Annotated in this window: 21 protein-coding genes; all 21 read right to left on the bottom strand. The window is 57.5% G+C overall.

The annotated features are described in order from the left end of the window. Positions 1-112 precede the first annotated feature (112 nt). The 21 genes from KGA88_RS00970 to sctC all read right to left on the bottom strand — a co-directional run bounded on the left by KGA88_RS00970 (position 113) and on the right by sctC (position 20,994). Positions 113-565 (bottom strand): transglycosylase SLT domain-containing protein, encoded by a 453-nt coding sequence (locus KGA88_RS00970; protein ID WP_223588270.1) that lies wholly within the window; start codon positions 563-565, stop codon positions 113-115. After that, a complete protein-coding gene (locus KGA88_RS00965) occupies positions 562-2,223 on the bottom strand; it encodes a winged helix-turn-helix domain-containing protein (protein ID WP_110659782.1) in 1,662 nt (553 codons plus the stop codon). Before KGA88_RS00965 ends, KGA88_RS00970 begins: the two co-directional genes overlap by 4 nt. Before the next feature lie 159 nt (positions 2,224-2,382). Beyond that, complete coding sequence (locus tag KGA88_RS00960) at positions 2,383-2,628, bottom strand: acyl carrier protein (RefSeq protein ID WP_223588268.1); 246 nt, start codon at positions 2,626-2,628, stop codon at positions 2,383-2,385. A 117-nt stretch (positions 2,629-2,745) separates the two neighbouring features. Next, a complete protein-coding gene (locus KGA88_RS00955; protein WP_223588266.1) occupies positions 2,746-3,828 on the bottom strand; it encodes an IpaD/SipD/SspD family type III secretion system needle tip protein in 1,083 nt (360 codons plus the stop codon). 14 nt (positions 3,829-3,842) lie between these two features. Further along, on the bottom strand, positions 3,843-4,934 hold the full coding sequence (locus KGA88_RS00950; protein WP_411740823.1) for a cell invasion protein: 1,092 nt from the start codon (positions 4,932-4,934) through the stop codon (positions 3,843-3,845). A 24-nt stretch (positions 4,935-4,958) separates the two neighbouring features. Further along, positions 4,959-6,728 carry a type III secretion system translocon subunit SctE gene (sctE, locus tag KGA88_RS00945; RefSeq protein WP_223588261.1) on the bottom strand — a complete coding sequence of 590 codons (1,770 nt, stop codon included), beginning with the start codon at positions 6,726-6,728 and terminating at the stop codon, positions 4,959-4,961. Continuing rightward, positions 6,721-7,212: a type III secretion system translocator chaperone SicA gene (sicA, locus tag KGA88_RS00940; RefSeq protein ID WP_110659786.1), complete on the bottom strand. Its 492-nt coding sequence runs from the start codon at positions 7,210-7,212 to the stop codon at positions 6,721-6,723. Before sicA (KGA88_RS00940) ends, sctE begins: the two co-directional genes overlap by 8 nt. A gap of 233 nt (positions 7,213-7,445) precedes the next feature. Continuing rightward, a complete protein-coding gene (locus KGA88_RS00935) occupies positions 7,446-8,786 on the bottom strand; it encodes a TcdA/TcdB catalytic glycosyltransferase domain-containing protein (protein WP_223588259.1) in 1,341 nt (446 codons plus the stop codon). Between the two features lie 20 nt (positions 8,787-8,806). After that, positions 8,807-9,295: a type III secretion system translocator chaperone SicA gene (gene sicA / locus KGA88_RS00930; protein ID WP_223588256.1), complete on the bottom strand. Its 489-nt coding sequence runs from the start codon at positions 9,293-9,295 to the stop codon at positions 8,807-8,809. Positions 9,296-9,414: 119 nt separating this feature from the next. Beyond that, positions 9,415-10,449 (bottom strand): EscU/YscU/HrcU family type III secretion system export apparatus switch protein, encoded by a 1,035-nt coding sequence (locus KGA88_RS00925; RefSeq protein ID WP_110659787.1) that lies wholly within the window; start codon positions 10,447-10,449, stop codon positions 9,415-9,417. Next, the gene (sctT, locus tag KGA88_RS00920) at positions 10,424-11,230 is read right to left on the bottom strand and encodes a type III secretion system export apparatus subunit SctT (protein ID WP_223588254.1); all 807 of its coding nucleotides are present in this window, start codon (positions 11,228-11,230) and stop codon (positions 10,424-10,426) included. The genes KGA88_RS00925 and sctT overlap by 26 nt, the downstream gene beginning before the upstream one ends. 4 nt (positions 11,231-11,234) lie before the next feature. After that, positions 11,235-11,489, bottom strand: a complete 255-nt coding sequence (locus tag KGA88_RS00915; protein WP_007993424.1) for an EscS/YscS/HrcS family type III secretion system export apparatus protein — start codon at positions 11,487-11,489, stop codon at positions 11,235-11,237. 10 nt (positions 11,490-11,499) lie between these two features. Beyond that, complete coding sequence (locus KGA88_RS00910) at positions 11,500-12,159, bottom strand: EscR/YscR/HrcR family type III secretion system export apparatus protein (protein ID WP_223588252.1); 660 nt, start codon at positions 12,157-12,159, stop codon at positions 11,500-11,502. Then, positions 12,156-13,079, bottom strand: a complete 924-nt coding sequence (locus KGA88_RS00905; protein ID WP_223588250.1) for a FliM/FliN family flagellar motor switch protein — start codon at positions 13,077-13,079, stop codon at positions 12,156-12,158. Before KGA88_RS00905 ends, KGA88_RS00910 begins: the two co-directional genes overlap by 4 nt. Next, positions 13,076-14,008 (bottom strand): invasion protein, encoded by a 933-nt coding sequence (locus KGA88_RS00900; RefSeq protein WP_223588248.1) that lies wholly within the window; start codon positions 14,006-14,008, stop codon positions 13,076-13,078. The genes KGA88_RS00905 and KGA88_RS00900 overlap by 4 nt, the downstream gene beginning before the upstream one ends. Then, a complete protein-coding gene (locus tag KGA88_RS00895; RefSeq protein WP_223588245.1) occupies positions 14,005-14,460 on the bottom strand; it encodes a type III secretion protein in 456 nt (151 codons plus the stop codon). Before KGA88_RS00895 ends, KGA88_RS00900 begins: the two co-directional genes overlap by 4 nt. After that, entirely contained in the window at positions 14,457-15,743 is a 1,287-nt protein-coding gene (sctN, locus tag KGA88_RS00890) for a type III secretion system ATPase SctN (protein ID WP_223588285.1), read from the bottom strand. Before sctN ends, KGA88_RS00895 begins: the two co-directional genes overlap by 4 nt. Beyond that, complete coding sequence (locus KGA88_RS00885; protein ID WP_110660175.1) at positions 15,740-16,147, bottom strand: CesT family type III secretion system chaperone; 408 nt, start codon at positions 16,145-16,147, stop codon at positions 15,740-15,742. The genes sctN and KGA88_RS00885 overlap by 4 nt, the downstream gene beginning before the upstream one ends. Positions 16,148-16,160: 13 nt before the next feature. Further along, a complete protein-coding gene (locus tag KGA88_RS00880) occupies positions 16,161-18,212 on the bottom strand; it encodes an EscV/YscV/HrcV family type III secretion system export apparatus protein (RefSeq protein ID WP_110660176.1) in 2,052 nt (683 codons plus the stop codon). Positions 18,213-18,235: 23 nt separating this feature from the next. Continuing rightward, the gene (gene sctW, locus KGA88_RS00875; protein ID WP_223588243.1) at positions 18,236-19,342 is read right to left on the bottom strand and encodes a type III secretion system gatekeeper subunit SctW; all 1,107 of its coding nucleotides are present in this window, start codon (positions 19,340-19,342) and stop codon (positions 18,236-18,238) included. After that, complete coding sequence (sctC, locus tag KGA88_RS00870; RefSeq protein ID WP_223588241.1) at positions 19,339-20,994, bottom strand: type III secretion system outer membrane ring subunit SctC; 1,656 nt, start codon at positions 20,992-20,994, stop codon at positions 19,339-19,341. Before sctC ends, sctW begins: the two co-directional genes overlap by 4 nt. Positions 20,995-20,998: the final 4 nt, after the last annotated feature.

The following is a 20,998-nucleotide window of genomic DNA, read 5'->3' as shown; positions in this document are numbered from 1 at the left end:
GGCTATGAAATGAACGGGCATGGTAGAAAGGCTGGCTGCAGGCTTCATGATCGAATTCTGCCGATCACGCCCTGCGCAGGATCAGAATCTTGCGCCAGCGCTCATCGCACCCTCATTGTCGAGCCTGGGAAAACTCCTGATAACGCTGCCAGACCTTGCGCGCATAGCGCAGGCGCGCGGCTTGCCGTTGAGGAGAATTGCCGGCGTTATAGGCACCCACTGCCGTCCAGTTGTAGCCGTAACGCGAGATAAATTCGGCAAGCACCGACGCACCGACTTCAACTGACAGGCAAGGATCATCCAGCAGGCGCTGCTCAGTGATGCCCTGAGCGCTCAAACGGGGCAGATGATAGCTATTGATCTGCATTAACCCGATATCTCGCGAACCGTCCTTGTTGTAGTTAATCGCGTTCGGATTCTGTCCTGATTCGACATCGGCAATCGCTCGAAGCAGTTCGGCTTCGATCGCATGTCGGGTCCCCGCCTGGCTCCAGCACCAGGCTTGCGCCTGGCTCGCGCCAAGGCACACCAGCACCGTTAGCCACTTGATTCTGCGCGGCGTCATGCCAGATGCCGCTCGCTGACCAGCGTCGGTTGCTCGTGGTCAGGATGATCCTGCGACGATGCCTGGTAGCCCACATCAGGTTCTCGTTGCAAAGAACTCCAGAGCGGCGCGACCACTGGACTACTTGTCAAACCGGACCAACGGGTTGGCGACATGTCATCAACGGATCGCAGCCTGGCCAGAGCCAACCAGTTCGCATACAGGTCGCGGGCATTGAATGGATTGACGCCGAACAGCACATTCCAGGCAGCCAGGCCCTGTTCACCGATTGCGCTTTCGCAGAGCCCGGCCTGTTCGAGCTCACCCCAGGCTGCCGCGTGCTGGTCAAAATAAGCCAATACCACGGCATACAGAATCACCAGCAACGAATTGCCCGAGGCGCCTTGTTGCAGGGCTCGACGAGCCATCTGCAAGGCCGACTCGGGACTTGCGGCAAGCGCAATGCGCATACGCAAGACCTGCGCCCTTACGCAATCAGGATCATGGCGCAGAGCATTGTCGATGTTTTGCGCAGCCTGCTCGTTGCGCCGCCAGAACCAGTGATGCCAGGCATGCAAGTAATGTACGTCAGCCTGATCGGCATTCAGCAGACAGCGTCGGAAAAGTACCTGGGCTGCCTGTTCGCTGCCGCGCAGACTGGTGAGCAAAGCCAGGCGAGCCAATGCAGGGATGTTGCCAGGGTCCAATGCCAGGGCATTGGAAATCGCCGATTGTGCCTCATCGATTGCCCGGCCCTGATCACAGGATCCGATCATTGCCTGCCCCAGCCACGCATCCGCCAGGCCATACCAGGACAGCGTGTGCCCAGTATCGAGTTTCAGGCACTGGCGAAACTGTACCAGCGCATCGCGCAGACTCTGCGGGGTGTGCTGCTGCACGCTGCACAAACCACGCAGGTACGCCACCGCGGCCGGGTATGACGCGCAGGCATCACCGACCAGGCTCAAACCGGGAATGCGCTGCGCAACCAGGCACGTCAATGCCCCAAGCGATGCCCCGGGATCACGGGCATCCAGTGTCTGCCCATGCAGCAGAACGTGATCGCGGCCACGGATCAACTCGACCGACCATTGCTGCTGATCGCTCGGGCCGCTGCAGCGCCCGCTCAAGCAGTAGTCCGCAGACAACTGCCCGATCAGCGACCGCATATCGACCGGTTGTGCATAGGTCGCCATCAATCCCGAGGGGATGACGTGCAACACCTCGCCGAACGCCAACGTCAACTGACGGATCATCACATCCTGCAAATCCAGCGCTGCCGTCTCCTCCAGATTGCGAAACGGCAGGACAGCCAGCGAAGGCGCCACGGCCCTCGCCTGACCCGGTGTGTCGAGTTCGACAACCGCACAGGTAAATCGATAACCCTGGCCGTACACGGTCGCAATGAAATCCTTGTTTTCCCTGAGCAGCTTGCGCAATGCATAAATGCAGCGGGTCAACGATTCTTCGGCTGCATCCATCTCGGGCCATACCTGGTCCAGCAAATAATCCTTGCTGACGACCGACCCCGCCGAATTCAGCAGCAGGCGCAATACGTTCAACTCTTTGGGCGGGACGTGAACCCCCTCTCCATCCCGCATCAGCGTTCCATCGCCTTGCAATAGCCAGTGGTCAAAAACGAATGACTTGACCGGCGATTGATCAGTTGCACTGTCCATATTCTGAAATTTCTCTATAGAAAGTTACTCAAGCGCAATCAAGCCTGTGGGTAATCAGGCTCGAGATGACAAGCCGCGTGACTATAGGAAGTTGAGAAGGAGGATTCCGTAGGACTAGTAATTCTATGACGTAGGAAAACACGACATAAGCAGTAGGCTTTATTTAGAAATTATGCATTTTCTTACCAAACAACAAATGTCACCGACCGTTCGCCACTCCGTCACATCAGCATCTGGCAGATCGATACCAAACTCGTCATTGATGGACATGACAATCTCTACAACACCCACGGAATCAACACACAAATCTTCCACCAGTCGTGAATCCGGGTTGATCGTCCGTCGATCAACCCGCAAATAGCCTGACAGCAACTTTATAATCTGATGTTCAAGATCATCACTCATGGAACCCGACATTGCTCCCTCCAACAAAAAATCGGGCACAACGCCAGGCTGAACAAGCCCGGCGCATGCCCGCATCAAGAACATTATTTACTTTTACTGATAAGCGGCAGCTTCGCTTCAAAAATTCAACATAGCCTTCAACATATCTGCGTACTGATTCAGATGTGAAGACAAGGTTTTATTGAAGTTATCATGATAAGAGTTGGCGTTTGAATACTTCTGGGTAAAGGACTGCAACGTGTTTTTCATGCGCTCTTCCTGGGCATTGAAGCCGGTTTGCCAGGCCTGGAATTTTGCGGTGTCCCACATAACCACTCCATTTGGCAGTTCTTTTTTCATCGACGCCAGCGGCCCGGTATCGATGATTACACAATAAGTGCCATCGGCATTTTGATGGAGACAACTTTCGGGCAGGCCCAATGCTTTGCGCCAACTCTCGGCCTCTTCCCTGCTGGCGCCACCCTTGCCGGGTTCTGGAAACAGTACGGCGGCAGGGTTGGGGGGCGAGTACTTCGCGAGCAGGGAATCCAACAGAACTCTCAATCCTATTGCATCCAGTCTGACCTCTTTACCGTCGTTCGCGCCGTTGATGTACTCGCCCATTCTCGCGAGAATTTCAGTATTGAAGTCGGAAAAGAAGTTCGAATAGGCCGCGATGATGTGTTCATAACCGGCCAGGTAACCGTTCTTGATCAGGTCAATCAGCTCGAGCAGCTTGTCAAAAAACTCATTTGAAGAATTAATTCTCAGATCGAACTCGTCAGCGATCTCATCCGGCACCGACATTTGTCTCAGCTCATCGAGAATACGATCTTTCTCATCGTAGAGTTGCTGACGTTGCTGCATTGGCAGCGTTTCGAGGCAATGGTTGAACACCGTTCCACTCTGCCGCATCTGGTGTGTCCACATCAGCGATCGAATACGTTTGGCGTGGACTTGCTCGGCAAACTCAGCAGACGAGAAATATTGCGCCAAGATCTCGGCAGGCGACCCTTGAAGCTCCCTTGGAACTCCCGCCGGGCACTTGAGCATGTTTTCCAGGTTACGATTCAGCGCCTTTACCGAAACTTCGAGCAACTGTGTAAGGGAAAATCCGGCATGGACCTCGACAGGCAATTCGGCAGGCAGCGGCGCATCAACGATGGCATTGGAGTCAGCGGGCAAACTGTTTCCTGGATGTGAGGACTCTGCAATTCTCATATTGTTTTCCTCACTTAGGCCATTTTCATAACATCAGCACGCGATTGGAAAAGCTGCATCACGATGTCCATGATTTTTTGCAGGAGTGCAGCATCAGCCGAGTCTTTCTGGCCGACTTCGTCACTCAAACTCTTCTGGGTATTTTGTGCACTTTGCTGCAGGACTTCTTTCTCCCGCGCTGTGTGTTCGGCCATACGAACCAGGTTGGACACGACCTGACTCAGGTTCATCGACATGGCGCTGAGCGAGCGGCCGATTTCCAGTTTTTTCTCAATGCCCTTGCTGCCCATCTGGCTCAGCCAGTCGGAGGTTTGCCCAACCTTCTGCGCCTTGAGGATTTCCCCGTCAAACCACGCCTGCTCCTGAGGCGACAGTGTGGAACCCTTGGGTTTGATATCGACTGAAGTCGTGCGGCCGAAGTCATCGAAGGTTTTTATCTTGTAGTTGGTTTGCGGGTCCCATTCATTACGGGAACGATGCTGCTCGAGGTCGCTCTTGATATTGCTGGCATCCAGGGCGTTGCGTTTATGCAGATTGATATCCGTATGTTTAAGCCCCAGCCCCTGGAACGCCTTGAACATGGCGAAACCGGCGATTGCTCCGGACACTACGGCAGCAGTAACGGCACTGTAGAAGGCCGCATTGCCGGACTCCACAATGGCTGCGCCCTGGGACTTCGCCGCCTCCGCCGCCATGACGCCAAAATGCCCGCGCAATTGTGCGTTGACGACCCTGGCGATGTTCAGCGCAATAATGGCAGCGATCAGTACATTGGCATGTTTTTCCCAGGCCCCTGGGTCGAACATCAGATCCTCGCGCACTTCATCGGGGAGCATCATCAACGCCGAGGTGAAATCCTGCCAGTCCGCTTCACTGGGCTGGTAGGCGTCGATTGCACTTTCGAGTTGCGCAGCCGCAGGGGCTGGGGAGTTTTTGCTCTGGAGTACTTGCTTTTCGGCGAGCTGATCGATCGTCGAACCTGGAAGACGCTGGCCTTTGAGGGCTTTTGAAAATTGATCCTGAGCGATCAACTCGCTCAGCCCTGCATCGTTGAGCGGGTTCAACAGCGTAGGAATGGTTCTGGTCGTGGGATAAATCGTGGTCACGGCATATTCCTTTTATCAATGGGCTCAAACGTGCCGGGACATTTGCAGGCTGACGGAATGACTGCGTTGCATGTCGGCAAACACCTGTTCGATTTGTCGGGTACGGACCTGCATCGCCTGGCCGTAGTCTTCCACCAGGCGGGTGAGGTAGGCGGTGATCTCTTCGCTGATTGCCATACGTACCCGCACGTCAGCCAGGTGCTCGGCGGCCTGGGCCTGGTGATGGCCGCTGGCGATCTGCAGTCCGCCCTGCACGGCCACATTGCCGAACTCAGTGACGGCCTGGGCAATCTGCAGATTGGCTCCGTAACGGGCCAGGGACACGGCATCGGCGCCATTGGTGATGAAGCCGCGCAACTGGGTCAGCATCTGGGTCAGTGAGTTACCAGCCGATGAGGCCGCCTGCTTGAACACCTGCATCGCGGCAGGCGCGACACCACTGATTGCCGAGGCCAGTTTCGACGCGATGGCGCCGATCATGGGCCCGATCACCTGTGCCCCGACCACGGCCACCAACGCAACGGCAGCCAGCGTTGCCGCGATCCCCTGGATCATGCCGGCGATTTGCGCGATGTCTTTGGCGGTCTCAGGGTCGACACCAAATGCCACCAGCAATTTTGTATAGAGCTCGGTGAACAGCTTGATCGCTTCCTGCATCACAGTGGTCAGTGGCTTCATGGCTTCGGCCATGAACGACATACCGGTCGCCGCCTCAACCGCGGCGTCGGAAATCATGATCGCCGCACCCATCACACCCACCGCGATCAGCACCGGGTTGGCGGTCAACACGCCGGCGACGATGGTCGCGACGGTCAAGATCGCACCGACGATTTTGCCAATGCAACCCATGGTTTTCTGCAACGCCTCGGCCTTGCGGACTTCTTCCAGATACTTTTCCGACTCGAGCTTCATGTGCTCCTGAAGCTTGGCTTGCAGCTCCAGGAACAGCTCTTGATTGATCTCTTCCTTGTTCTGCGCGGCATCACCCAGCAATTCAATGATCTTCAAGCGGTTCAGCAATGCCAGTGCGCTGCTGCTCAGCGCCTTTTCGTTGGACTCCTTCACCGAGGGTCCACCGAGCCCGGCTTCCTGTACTTTCACGGCCACCGCGGCCAGCGTTTTGGCGCAGGCGTTGGCGAGCTCGATCAGTTTCAGGTGGGCGTCGGTCGCCTTTTGCAGTGTCTGGGTATGGCCCGCCAGCTCACCTTTGAGTTTGTCGCGTAGCGCCAGCTCACTCGCATACTCTGGTGACTCCGGATCCAGCCCCGCCAGCCGTGCTTCACTCTCATCCAGCAATCCCTGGACATGCCGAACCCGTTCCTGCAACTGATCGAGGTGCTCCTGGCTGCTCCCGATCTCGCCCTCGGCAACCTCCAGCGCCTCGACGGCTGCGGCGTAATCAGCCGCCAGTTTTTCATGCCCCTGCTGCCTGGCACCGGCCATGCTTTGCAGCATCGCCAGGCGATTTTTCAGTTTGTTGACGTCGACCTCGCCGAGCATCTCGCTGATCATCGCCATCAACAGGGTGAACAGGTCACCATTGGTTTCCTGTTTGTTGCCGTCCGCGCGCGGTGGTGGCGCATGCAGCACGGGCCTGCCAGCACTGGCGACGGATGGGCCGGATTGACTTTCGTAGCTCACCGACGTCAGGCGCGCCAATGCCTCTTGGCCGGCCTTTTGAAAGTCAGCCGTCCTGGCGGCCTGGCTGGCCGCCTTGCCATATTTCTCAAAGGCCTCGTCTCGACCTGTCGAGCCCGAAAATATCGGGTTGAAGGTGCTTCTGATTTCACTCATGTTCTGTCTCCGAACAATCCTTTTCAATGTGACTCAAGGTGTCGAGATACACCTGAGCCTGCTTGTGCAGATCGTCTTCCGTGGCTTGTTCAAGCACATATTCGAAACACAACCTGGCCTTGCCGATCTTGCCCAGCGCCAGGTGGCACTGGCCGGTGTACAACATGGGCCGGTAATCGTTCTTGCCTTGGGCGAAGGCGATCGCATACAGGTCGATCGCTTTCTGGTGGTTCTGCTTGAGTTGGTGTACGGCGGCCAACCCCATCCAGTAATGGCTGTTGTTCAAGTCGTAGATGCACAGGAAGTGGAAGAACTTTTCGGCATCGTCCAGCCGCCCCTGCTCGTAAAACTGGAACGCGAAGGCATAGAGACTGCCCATGTGCTCGTCACTGATGCCTTGTACGTCTTTCAACGCCACGCCACCGAGCACTGCATCCACGACTTCGAGGGCCAGTTGTTCATCTTGTTGTTTGTCGCGACTCATCAGCCACACTCCTGAATAACGTCAGCGCTGCTGACGACTGCATTGAGCCAAAGCGCTGGTGAGCACGCTGCCAAATTGCGCTCATGCCAGCGCTCGACGCCCAGCACAGATCTCAGGTCTTGGTCTTAACTGGAAAGATAATTCCTTTCACCTTAAACCCAAATCGCACTTAACAACTCAATTCAGAATATAAAAATCTGACTAACATATTTATAGCGCAAAGGCATTACCTTCTATCCATTGGAGTTTGCCATGGCATAAGTTGCACTCAATTGTTGCTCTTCCGTCTCGAAATTCACATAACCCTCAGGCAACGTCATATGCGACTCCACCGCCTCCCAAAATACTTTATTTTCGGGATCTGCTTTTCCCCAAATAGCTTCCGCCAATGAAAAAGCATCATTACGCACCAAGTCCGCCTGTTCTTGCGCCTGATGCACAAAAGTATCGACATGATGACGTAATGCATTCGGGCCGGTCAGATCAATAGTGCTTCTGTTAGGTCGGCTAAAGTAACGGTCACCATCAAATTCGTTACCCTTTAGGCATTGATATTTTTCACCAATTTTTTGAATAAATTCCGCCAGCATTTCACTTTTAGCATGACTAGCCAGTAATGCATTGGAAAAATAAGGCATGACATTACCATCTGCATCTTTCTTATTTACCCTTAATCCAACCAACATGAGGCCGGGATGAGATTCCAAAGAGCCGGCAAGTGATTGCAAACACTCTAGATCGATATCAACATAAACCCCACCATAGTTGTACAAAATTTCATAGCGTGCGATATCTGAAGCGGCTGGGTAAGCACCATTACGACCAACAACCTCATGATTGTAGGCACTTCTGTTCTGTAACTGAATATCACTGGGATTGCTCAAATCACGAATACGAATATTTTTAGCGTCAGAAAACAAATCTTGTAATTTATTTAGCGAAGAAATGTCACGCGACTTAGTTCCAGCCAAGCAGTCCCAAGACCTTATTGTTTGATCAAGAACCAGGCGATCTGCAAGCAGAAACTTTTCATCATTATCTTGTGTAAGTCTGCGAAACGACTCCAACACCTCACTTGCATTGATAGCGGTGACTTCATTTTTATTTGACAGTAGCTTCTGCCTGAACGGCTCATTGCACTTGGCAGACAGTTCAATATTTATATCTTTAAGCGCTTGTCTTTTCGCCGATTCATTTTGAAATGTCACCGGCTTACCCAATGTGCTATTGAGTTGACTGAACAGTCCACGAAACAGCTTTTCTGCCTGATACTGCCGGGGATCAGAAAACAACTCCCCGATTTTTCCCCTTATAGCCTTGTGAGTCGAAAAAGCATCAAACTGCAAAGAGTCGACCCATAGGTTAACAGTACTCCCAGGATTTTTTTCCGCCCACTGCCGTAGATACTCCTGTTGCTGTCTGCCAGGTTGAGAACCTACCCAAACCATATGAATTTCAGAGGGGATATTTTTAAAATCACTCTTTAAATAAAGCTCTGAAAACGCTTTAGCATTACCGACTATATCAGTACAAGGCACAAATTGTTGAGAAGTCAAAGAATAGTCTACATTCACATTCATCTCTCCACACCAGATTAAAAAACACTTTTCTCGCAGTGCTGCTCAATGTGACTCAAGGTGTCGAGATACACCTGAGCCTGCTTGTGCAGATCGTCTTCCGTGGCTTGTTCAAGCACATATTCGAAACACAACCTGGCCTTGCCGATCTTGCCCAGCGCCAGGTGGCACTGGCCGGTGTACAACATGGGCCGGTAATCGTTCTTGCCTTGGGCGAAGGCGATCGCATACAGGTCGATCGCTTTCTGGTGGTTCTGCTTGAGTTGGTGTACGGCGGCCAACCCCATCCAGTAATGGCTGTTGTTCAAGTCGTAGATGCACAGGAAGTGGAAGAACTTTTCGGCATCGTCCAGCCGCCCCTGCTCGTAAAACTGGAACGCGAAGGCATAGAGACTGCCCATGTGCTCGTCACTGATGCCTTGTACGTCTTTCAACGCCACGCCACCGAGCACTGCATCCACGACTTCGAGGGCCAGTTGTTCATCTTGTTGTTTGTCGCGACTCATCAGCCACACTCCTGAATAACGTCAGCGCTGCTGACGACTGCATTGAGCCAAAGCACTGGTGAACACGCTGCCAAATTGCGCTCATGCCAACGTTTGGAGGAAAAAGAAAAAAGGGGAAATCAGGCCTGCTCGACCTGTTCGAGCCAGATCAACAGACGCAGGACTTCCTCAATTTCCTGTACTTGAAGGAAGCTGTAGCGCTGGTGGGTTTTGAATATCCGCCGGGCCAATGCGATGTCATTGATCACCGGCACCCCGACTTCCCTGGCATAGGCGCGAACGGCCAGGGCGCGTTGGTTGGTTTCCATCAGGGAGATGAACGGCAGCACAGTAATTTCCGGGCGGAAGTACACACCGATGGCAATGTGCGTCGGGTTGGCGATGATCATCCGCGAGCTGCGCACATCGGATTTGACCTGCTCGGACAGGAGTTCCCTGTGCAGGTCGCGACGACGGCCCTTGATTTCCGGATTGCCATCCTGCTCCTTGTGTTCGCGCTTGACTGCGTCCTTGTCCATCATTTGATCTTTCATGAACAAAAAGTACTCACTCAACGCATCCAGCACGACGATCAGCAGCACGCATCCCAGGAACGCCAACACCAGCACCAGCAACAAGTGCCCCCAGATCGCGAACAGCTCCGGTGCCTGGGTGAACAGTTGGGCAAACAACAGTTGCCGCTGCGTGACCCAGACGATCCATAGCGCCATGGCAAAGCTGCCCAGGTACAGCAACGCCTTGACCGTGTCCTTGACGGTGCGCAGGCTGAACAGTTTTTTGAAGCCATTGATCGGGTTCAGCGCACCGAGATTGAGCTTCAAGGCCTCGCTGGCCAGCGCAAAGCCGCTTTGCAACAGCGCAGGCAATGCGCTGCTCAACACGCACACCAGCAGCAAAGGCAGCAACGCCTTGAGCCCGACCAGCACCAGCATCGCCGAGTACGCTTGCATGTCCATGTCAAAGTCACTGGCAATGATGCGTCGATAGACCTCCATGACCTCGAACAATGAGCTGTTGAACACCATGTAAGTGATGCCGCAGAGGGTCAGGCAGGTGACCACCAGATCCTTGGCCTTGAACGTCTGCCCTTTGCGTGACGCATCGCGCAGTCGCTTGGCGGTGGGTTTTTCAGTTTTCGAGGCGCTGGACGACATCGGCGGCCTCCCCGTCGTTGCCCAGATAGCGCTCCAGCCCATGGGATTTCATGCCCATGCGCAGCACTTCATCCGGCAGGTGCACGCCGAAATACAGCATCAGTACCACCAACGCCACCAGGCTCTTGACCGTCAGCGACACCGAGAATGCATTCATTTGCGGCGCGTACCGCGAGAGCAGGCCAAGCAGCGCTTCGCTGATCAACAGCGTGGCCACCACCGGCGCGCTGATCACCAGTGTCTTGCTCACTAGAGCATCGAGCAGGCTCAGGACTGATGGCAGGTACATTTCGCAACCACTGGCCGGCGCGCAAATACGGTAGCTGTGGCCAACGGTTTCGAGCATCAGCAACATGCCGCCGCCTTCGAGATAAACCACCGCGGCGAACAACTGGAGGAAATTCGCCAGCTCCGACGTATCGACGCCGTTCGCCGGGTCCACGGTGCTGCTGAGCATTGCCCCGCGCTGGTTGTCGATCAGGTTACCCATGGCGTGCAATACCCAGAACGGCCAGCACAGCAGGCATCCCAGCAGCACGCCAATACCGGCTTCACGCAACACCAGTCCAAAGAACGCCAACCCGTCGAGGTCAGGCAGCGGCACGCCGACATAAGTCCAGAAACCCAACGCCACCAACACAATGACAGTCTGGCGTGGCACGCCCGTGAGCACGCCACTGTTGAGAAACGGCATCATGAAAAAAATCGGCGCGAGGCGTGCAAACCCCAGGATGGCGGCGGCGAACCCAGTGTAAAGGTCGAAAAACAGCATCACCGACATCGCGCTAAGCCAATGCCAGACGGATGACTTCCCGACTGAAATCGAGCAAGGTTTCGCCATACCAGCCCGAAAGCAGGAACAGGCACGCGGCGACAGCCAACAGCTTGAAACCGAACGGCAGTGTCTGCTCCTGTAATTGGGTCACGGTCTGGATCAAACCGACCACCAGGCCGACCACCGTGGCGACAATGATCGGCCAGGCCACCATCAACAGGATCAGGTACAGGGTTTTATTGCCGGCATAGACCAGGTCGTTCATGAGCCCGCGCCTATGCCAGCAAGGTCAGGTATTGCTTGACCAGCCCGGTGGACAGCAGCGCCCAGCCGTCCAGTGCAACAAACAACACCAACTTGATCGGTACCGAAATGATCACCGGGCTCATCATCATCATGCCCAGCGCCAGCAGGATGCTTGAGATCACCAGATCGACGATGACGAACGGCAAATACAGGTAGAAGCCGATCTTGAAGGCGCTTTTGATTTCACTCAAAGCGTAGGCCGGCAGCAGGGAAAACAGCGACGGCGTGAGTTCTTCATCGACGGGCAGACCGCTGTCGGACTCACTCTGCACCGCCTGCGCCCGCTCGAAGAACAGCGCCAGTTCCGGGTCGGTATATTTGCGCAGGTAATCCTTGTATCCGCCCAAGCCGTTCTCGGCGAAATTCACGACTGACTCGATGTCGGTAAAGGCCACCTGCTCTTCCTTGTAATAGCCATAGCCTTGTTTCATCACCGGTGTCATCACGAAAATCGCCAGCATCAAGGCAATCGCATTGAGGGCCATGTTCGAGGGCACCTGCTGCAAGCCCAAGGCGTTACGCACGATGACAAAGACAATGGAAAACTTTATGTAGCAGGTGCCGGCCGCCACCAGAAACGGCAGCAGTGAAGCGAACGCCAGTAACGCGATCAGCGAGACATCATTCATCGCGGCATTCCGTCCGGTGAGCCGTCGCGATAGACCTCGAGCAACTCCACACCCAACTGCTCTTCCAGTTGCACCAGTTCGCCACGGGCCACCGGCTTGCCATTGGCGCGTACTTCGATGTGACGCGCTGCATCGTCCGCCAGCGGGATCAGTTGTCCCCCGACGATCCGCGACAGCGTGGCCAGGTCGATTTCCTGGGTCGCGAGCACGAATTGCAGGCGCACCGGCAGAGCGTCGAGGTCAAAATCGGCATCGGAATCCGTCGAGCCTTCGACGTCGGTCACGGTCGATTGCATGTGTATCCCCTGTTCAGTAAAGGTGAAAACGCCGAGGCATTGATGCCCCAGGCAGCATCGTTGCGAACGCTGAATGATTCGCAGGACATCGCCCGCCTTCAGCCGTACCCCATGCCTGAGGTGACTCGACCCCAGCATCAGCTCCAGGTGTAGCGGCAAATCGCTCAGCCATGAGTCGGCGGCCAGGGGCTGGCTGGCGGTCGGTGCCGGTGGCAATCGGGTCAGCCACAGGCGCCCACGAGACGTGTCGAGCCAAGGCAGTTCTTGCGGCGGCAATTGCCCGGGAAGGACCCCATCGACGTCGGAAATTTGCTGGTAGTGCAAGTCGTCTACCTCCAGCAGCAAGGGTTGCGGCACCGCGCGGAACAGCTCGGCGATATTCATCAGCGAGCACTCGACCGTCAGTAACGCCCGCAAACCCGGGAGTGATCGATGCAACCAGTCGTGGGCATCGATCAAACCCTGCCATTCCCCGTCCTTGCCAGATGCGCGAAAACACAGGTAGCCCGATTGCCTTGGCGGATGGCTTGAACCGGCGTCGATATCCGCGCTCCGCCAGCGTCGTATCGCTTGCGCGGCGGCATGCGCCTGGGCGTTGATCCGGCGCAACCTCAGTGCACTCATGCGCCCTGCCCGTCTTCGGTCTGCTCGTCGTCCGGCGGCTGCCGCGAGCCCTGGCGCTGCTGTTCGCCGTCGCTATCGGTCAGGCGCCAGGCGGGTTCGCGGACGTGTTCCAGCGACACCTTGAGTTGTTCGAAAACCTGGGCATTGCTCGGGCTCAGTTGCAGGTTGCGGGTGGGCTCATCGGCCACGCGGCTGATCGTCACTTGCCCGCTGACGGTGCCTTTATTGAACGGAACCTGCAGCAAACCCCGGTCGGCAATCGACAAGGTTTCGATGATCGGGTCGAGGGCATGCGGCGATGGCGGGTTCACGGGCGCCGAGACCGCGGGTGATGCAACTGTCGGCACATGGCGCGCGGTCAGGAGGCTCGATAAGGCTTCGGGCCTTTGCCCTTCCAACTCAGGTATCGGCGGTGCACCTGGACTGGCGGCACGATCGACCGGGAGCGGCTCGACGATGTTTGATGGGGGTTGGATCGGCCCTGACTCAACAATGGTCGGAATCGATAGGGGCTGGATTGGCCCTGACCCAACAATGGTCGGAGTCGCCAGGTTTACCGGTGCCGACGCGACAATTCTGTCGACAACAGGCGCAACGTCAGCCAGGGGTGACAACAACCGAGGCTGCACAGGTTTACTCAACAGCGGCTGCGCTTGTGGATGTGGCACCGGTGTGAGCGGCCGTACTTCGTCGAGTTCAGCAGCGAGCTTTTCCGGGAGCGTGACCATCGCCTGCAAAGCGATTGCGCGACCCGTGTCCATCAGGGGCCGATGCCGCAGGATCAACGGCGCCATCAGCTCCAGAACACCTTGTGGCAGATCATCCTCCTGCACTGGCACCAGCCTGTCGTGCAACTCATCCATCGGCTGTTCGGTGACGGCGTCCAAGGGTTGAACCGGCAAGGGTGAAATTACAGATGCATTGCTCATCGCGAAACTCCGTTCATTTCTTCGACTTCTCTTTCATCCCGGCGCACCTGCTCCAGCCGTTGCCTGCGTAACAGCTGCTGAACAGTCCCTTCGTACTTGTCGTGCTTGCGCTGCGCGAGCCGCAGTTGCTCGCGCTGTTCCAGCAACACTTGCTCAATCTCCCGGCACTGCTGATCGACCCGGTCACGCTCGAGGCGCAACAGATTGATCTGCCGCCGAATGACCGCTTGCCTTCGCAACAGCGCCAACAGTTGCCCGTGATCGAGCACACAGTCATTGGCGCGATGGCTGGCCAACAAACTGTGTAGCGCCACTTCTTGTCCGTCGAAAGCAGCCCGCTCCTGCACCAGCGCCTGCAGTTGTTGCCGGGTACGCGCGATCAAGAGTTCAGCGCGTTGCCGACGGAACTGGCTGAGCGCCAACAGGCGAAGACGATCGGCTAATGGATTCATGCCATGAGCCCCTGTAATTGGCCCAGGGCCTCGTCCGGTTCACAGCATTCGTCCGTGGGCTGGCGCAACCACTGGTGGAGGGCCGCGCGGCGTTGCAGCGCCTGGTCATTGGCGGGGTCCGCGCCTGGGCTGTACTCGCCCATGTCGAGAAAAACCTGCAGCTGCTCAAGCCGCGTCAGCGTATCCCGGGTCGCCGCTGCCAGTTGCTGCACCTGCGGCGGGGTGACTTGCGTCGCCACGCGACTGACGCTGCGCAACACATCGATTGCCGGGTAGTGCCCCTTGGCCGCCAAGGTTCGACTGAGGTAGATGTGTCCGTCGAGAATCGAACGAATCTCCTCGGCGATCGGGTCCGGCTCGTCGTCACTTTCCAGCAGCACCGTGTACCAGGCGGTAATGCTGCCGGAAGCGGTCACACCCGGTCGTTCCAGCAGGCGCGGCAAGGCATCGAACACCGAGGCCGGATAGCCCCGTCGCGCCGGTGCTTCACCCGCAGCCAGGGCCAGGTCGCGACGGGCCCTGGCATAGCGCGTCAACGAGTCCAGCAACAGCACTACACGCTGGCCCTGGTAACGGAAATACTCGGCGATGGCGGTGGCCTGGAGCGCCGAGTTACAACGGTCCACCGAGGAAAAATCCGACGTGGCGTACACCACCACGCAGCGTGAGCGTATTTCAGACTGACGCAGATGCTCGATGAATTCGGTCACTTCGCGGCCGCGCTCGCCGATCAGGCCGATGACAAAAACATCCGCATCAGTGTGATTGATCAGCATATTGATCAGGGTGGTTTTGCCGGAGCCGGCGGCGGCGAAAATGCCGATGCGTTGACCGACACCACAGGTCAACAGACCATCGATCACTCGAATACCCGTGTGCAGCGGCTCCGCCACCGGGCGCCGCTGCTGGTACGACGGCGGGTCGGCATCCACCGGATAGTCCCGCAGAGCAACCGCCGTCGATGGCGCCAGACGCTCGACGATCGTGCCCTGGGGGTCGACCACGCTGCCGAGCAAGGCGTCACTGCAGGCCAGTTGCAGGGTAGAACCCGTGGGCACAATCATCGATTCCCTGGACAAGCCTTTCGCATCACCGAGCAGGCTGAGCAGAACAGCGTCGGGTTTGAAGCCGATGACCTGCGCCCGGGCCACGACCTGAGGCTGGCGCCAATGCCGCCGTACTTCACAGACCTCGCCCACTACCACATCGCCCAAAGCGGCTTCGATCAAGGGACCGCTCAAGCGCAAGGGATGGGCCGCATGCCTTTCCAGCCGGGTGTTCATCGACGTAAAAGTTCGCACAGCGTTTCGGTCGCCTGCACAAAAGCATCCAGGGCTTGCGCGAAGTGTTCAGCATCACCGAGGGCATGGGCATTGGCCATCAACCGCAGTTCGAGCCGTTCCTGAACGACGCACAGGTGCAATTGCCCGGTGCGGGAAAAAGGATTGCCCTCAAGCAAGAACTGCATCAAGTCGAAGGCACATTGGTTCATTGCACTCGGGTTCGCTTCTGCGACCGTCGACCAGACCCAGACATCGCCATCGACCATCGCCACGTTGATATCGGGCAGGTTCTTCATCTGCATTTCAATCGTGCTGTGACTGTCAAAATGCCCTATCTGGCTGTCCTTGCAGCCACTATGACGTAGTGCTTCGCGCAACAAATCGGCTAAATCCATAGACATCATTTACGGGGTTTCCTTACAGGGTTTTGATCACATTGACGGAGACGGTCTCGCAGACTTCGCCGAACGACATCACGTCCAGCTCGCGACAGCGTCCCTCGATAAGTTTCTTGATGTAGCGCCGGACATCGACCGAACACAGCAGCACCATGTCCTTTTGAGCAATGTGCACACTGTCCAGGGCGACGCTCAGGCGATCCATCAGCTCTTCGGATTCGGCCGGCTCGAGATTGATGAAACTGCCCGCCGAGGTTTGCCGAATCCCGCGCCGCACCACCTCTTCGAACTCGGCCGACAACAGCAACACCCGCAAGTCATTACCCTGGGCAAACTTGTTGCTGATGTACCGGGCCAGCGAGCCACGAACGTGCTCGACCAGCGCCAGCGCATCTTTTTCCCGGGACGCCCAATGGGCCAGGGACTCAAGAATGAGCTTCATGTTGCGCACGGAAATGCGCTCGCCGATCAGGCGCTGCAGCACTTCGGTGATCTTCTGCACGGTGACGTGGCGATAGACTTCCTTGAGCAGATCAGGGCAGCGGGTTTCCATTTCGTCGAGCAGTTGCTTGGTTTCCTGCACGCCGAAAAACTCCTGGATGTTGCGCGCCAGCAAGGTGACCAGGCAGCGGTAGCATTCCTCGTCCGCCGGGCGCAGGTGATAGCCCAATTGCTGCACCCGTTCCTGGTCGGTGGCGTTGACCCACACCCCGCCCAGGCGATTGCTGTCACTGCCGCGCACCAGGGCAAAGCCCATGGCTTCCAGTTCCGGCGAGTAGTCGAGCAACCGCCAGTGATCGAAATGGATATCGAATTGCTCGGCACGCACTTCGTTGATCAGCACCGCCACTTGATGCGCCGGCAAGGCTTCGCTGGCGCGCAATTGCGGCTCGGGAATGCGCAGCCCGTAATCAACGAAAAACTGGCTGCGAAAACGCGCCGCCCAACGGGCCCTGGTCAACTCGTCGAGGCGTGCGGTGGGCACCAACAACATCAGCGGGATGGTTTCGGTGGCGATATTATCGATGTCCTCGAGCAGGCCCGAGCCGGTCTGCAACGCCTCACCCTGCGTCGCCGATGGCCGGCTGTCACCCTGGCCCTCGGCCCTGGAGGCCTGGCGTCGGCGTACGAACAGCAGCAGTGCCAGGGCCGCGGCGATGGGCAGGAAGGTCAGCAGCGGAAAACCGGGTAACAGGCCGACGCCCACCGCCAGCAGCGCCGTCACCCCCAGCACGAACGGATTACCCAGCATCTGGGCGAGCATGTTGCGCCCCAGGTTGGCATCATCGCCGTTGACGCGGGTGACGATGAAGCCGGCGCCGATGGCGATCAGCAACGCCGGAATCTGCGCCACCAGACCATCGCCAATGGTCAGTAGGGTGTAGGTCGACAACGCTGTGGACAGGTCCATGCCCATCTGCCCGACGCCAATGGCCATGCCGCCGATGAAGTTGACGAAGATAATGATGATGCCGGCGATGGCGTCGCCCTTGATGAACTTCATCGCGCCGTCGAACGAGCCGTACAACTGGCTTTCGCGCTCCAGCACGCTGCGCTTTTCCTTGGCTTCCTCGGCCGTCATGGCGCCAGCCTTGAGGTCGCCGTCGATGCTCATCTGCTTGCCGGGCATGCCGTCCAGCGAGAAGCGCGCCGCAACTTCGGCCACCCGCTCCGAGCCCTTGGTGATCACGATGAACTGGACAATCGTGACAATGGAAAAGATCACGAAGCCCACCACCAGGCTTTCACCGATCACGAACTCACCGAAGGAGGCGATGATCTCCCCCGCATCAGCCTGGCTGAGGATCAGCCGGCTGGTGCTGATCGACAGCGCCAGGCGAAACAGGGTGGTCAACAGCAGCAACGCCGGAAAGGTCGAGAAACTGAGGATGCGCTCGATGTAGAACGACCCCAGGAACACCAGCAGCGAAATCACGATGTTCAGGCCGATGAGAAAATCCACCAGCGCCGTCGGTAGCGGAATGATCAGCATGGCGATGATCATCACCATCAGCGACAGGATCAGCAGCTCCGGGCGAGCGCTGACGTTGCGCAAAAACACATTGAGCATGACGGGTCAGTTCCGGGAAAAAGTCATGAGCAGCCGCCGGGACGACGCCGCTCAATACATTCGAGGGCATAGGCAATGTCAGCCAGGCGCGTGAACTGCTCTGCCAGGCGCAGCGGCGCCTGTTCATCGGCAAACAGCGGTGCCGGTAATTGCAGGCTGAGCCGGCGCACCTTGTGCAGCACCGTCGAACGCTCATGGTGCGCACTCAACAGCACGCGCTCACCCAGGACGCCTAGCAACAGCTGGTCGAGATCATCGGGGTAGGTCAGCACTCCGAACAGGAACACCAGCCAGTCGGGCTCATCGGGGTTGTGCCGGCAGATCAGTGCATCCCCGAGTAGGCCACGGATAAACAGGTCGTCGGCTGAACGCAGGCGCTTGAGGTCGTTCACCCGGGCCAGCAGTTGACCGAACTCCACGTGCGAACAACTGGGATCCTGGGCGCTGATGTCGGTAAGCAATGCCGCTTCAATGAAGGCCAGCACAGCGCTGCGTTGCGCCGGACCGTACAACGCGATCCAGTCCTGATAACAACTGACCGGCCCGCTGTCGGACTCGATGAAATCCCGGTAGGTCTCGCGCAACAAGCCTGCGCGCACCGCCATGCTCGTACCGGACATTCTGGCCTTGAGGGCGGAATTGATCCCGGCACTCATGCGCTTGGGGGAGCCTTGGGCAACCACCGTCTGCAACAACATTTCAAGCCGCTGACGAGTCCGCGCCTCGAGTTTTTTCCGACGCAGCAGTTCGCGCAGCACCAATGCCAGGTCGCTATCGTCGGGAAACAGGCTACGTACCATCTGCAGCAACCAGCTGGTGGACTTGTCCGCCAGCCGCGCCAGGCTCAACACCTGCCGCGCCTTGGGCACGGTATCGTCCTCCAGGACTCTTTCGAAGGAGTCAGTCAATGCATCGGACTTGAGTTCGAACTGCCGCCGGCCACGGAACTGGGTCAAGGCTGCGGACATTTCATCGCTGATCTGCACAAAGCGCCGCGCCACGTCGACCGTTGTGCCGTCGTCAAGATCAAGCTCTGCCTCGACCTGCGGTTGCGGATGCTGGGCGGCCTTCTCGGCATTCAAGCGTGCCTGGGCCGCTCGCCCACCCGTGGAAATCGGTGGCAGGATCATTTTTCTGCCGCCCGGAAAAAGGATCGACGCACCCGTTCATGCTGCTGCGGACTCAGCAATCGTGCATCCGGCTCCACCGTGGCGGGTTCAAGGACGTCGAGAATTTCCTTGGGCTGAATCAGGAACACCCGCACCGTATTGGCCGAGCGGTTCTGCCGATAGCTGAACAATCGGCCGATCCACGGAATCGAACCCAGCAGCGGAATCCGTCCGACTTGCTCGCTGTGGTCATCGCGGGTGAAACCGCCGACCAACAGGCTCTTGCCCTGGGGCACCCGCGCCACCGTACTGATCCGTGTGCGCCCGACCGTCGGCAAACTGCCAGGTTGCTTGTCCCGGTCAAGGTTTTCTACTTCGTTGCCGTCTTCGATATTGAGTGACATTTCAATTTCGTCCGACTGGGCGAAACGAGGCAGGACGCTGACGAGCGTGCCATAGGTCACGTGCTGCAGATCGACACTGCGCTCACCCACCAGCGGGGCATAAAAGGTGCGGTTATTGTCGAAGATCGCCGGCACGTTCTCTTGTGTCAGGATCACCGGACGCGAGACCACATTCGCCCGGTTGGTGCGCTCCAGGGCCATGACCTGGGCAACGAACGAAACGCCATCGAGGGTGGTCGCCGAGCCAGCGTTGAGCGATACGGTGAATGTCCCACTGGACTTCAACGCACCCTGCCAGTTGATGCCCAGCTGATTGAGTTCATCCTTGTGCAAATCAATGATCCACAACGACAACTCCACGTGTCGTTTCGGCGTGTCCAGTGCACTCACGAGATTCTCGATAAAGCGCACCTGCTCCGGCAAACCCTTGACCAGCAGGCTGTTGGTGTCCGGATAGGCCACCACGCGAATGTTTCCGGCGGCCATCTCCCGGGCAATGATCCGCGGCGCGGTCGGGTCCTGATCGGGGGATGTGCTCGCCAGGCCTTCCAGGGGAAACGCCGGCATCGCCCCCTGCGCTCGCTGTGTCGGGGCTTGCGCCACGGTCGGCTCGACCTCGCGCTTCTCGCCGCGCAACAGATCCTCGATCACGGTTGCCAGCCCGGGGATGGTCACCTTGTCATCGCGCAACTCGTATTTACGGTCGCTGACAAAGGTGTTGCGCACCTGGATAACGCCGATCTGCTGCCTGCCCAGCAACAGTTCCGAGCGCTGGTTATCCATCAGACCGGCCGCTTGCACCACCAGATCGACATACATCTGCGGCCCCGACACATGGAATGTACGCAAGCCGTCATGGCGCAATGGATAACGGCTATCGAGCAGCCCGGACCGTTCGAGAAACGCCTGAAGCCTGGCCACGGTCAGGGTCTGCAGCGACAGCATCGCGCTTTTCACTTCCGCCGCGTCATACAGATAGATCGCCTGGCCATCGCTGTACCAGATCAAACCCATCTGTGCGCTGACCCGCTCGAAGGTCCGTTGTGGCGAGCGCAGATCAAAGCTGCCGGAGATCCGCTTGGCCGAAGCGGCCTTGCTGATGATCACCGGCTTGCCCAACGGCCCGGACAACTCGGAAAAAAACGTGCGCACACTCTGTTCGCGAGCCACGTATTCGTCGGCATTCGCCCGCACAGTACAGGGTACCAGCAGCAACATGGCCGCGAGCCAAAAGGGCAAGACATACAAGGATTGAATAGCGCGATTCATCGGT

The organism is Pseudomonas sp. A-R-19 (assembly GCF_019956575.1).
In the GTDB taxonomy this organism is placed as follows: domain Bacteria; phylum Pseudomonadota; class Gammaproteobacteria; order Pseudomonadales; family Pseudomonadaceae; genus Aquipseudomonas.
Note: the sequence above shows the minus strand (reverse complement) of the source record. Positions and strands in the feature narration are given on the sequence as shown.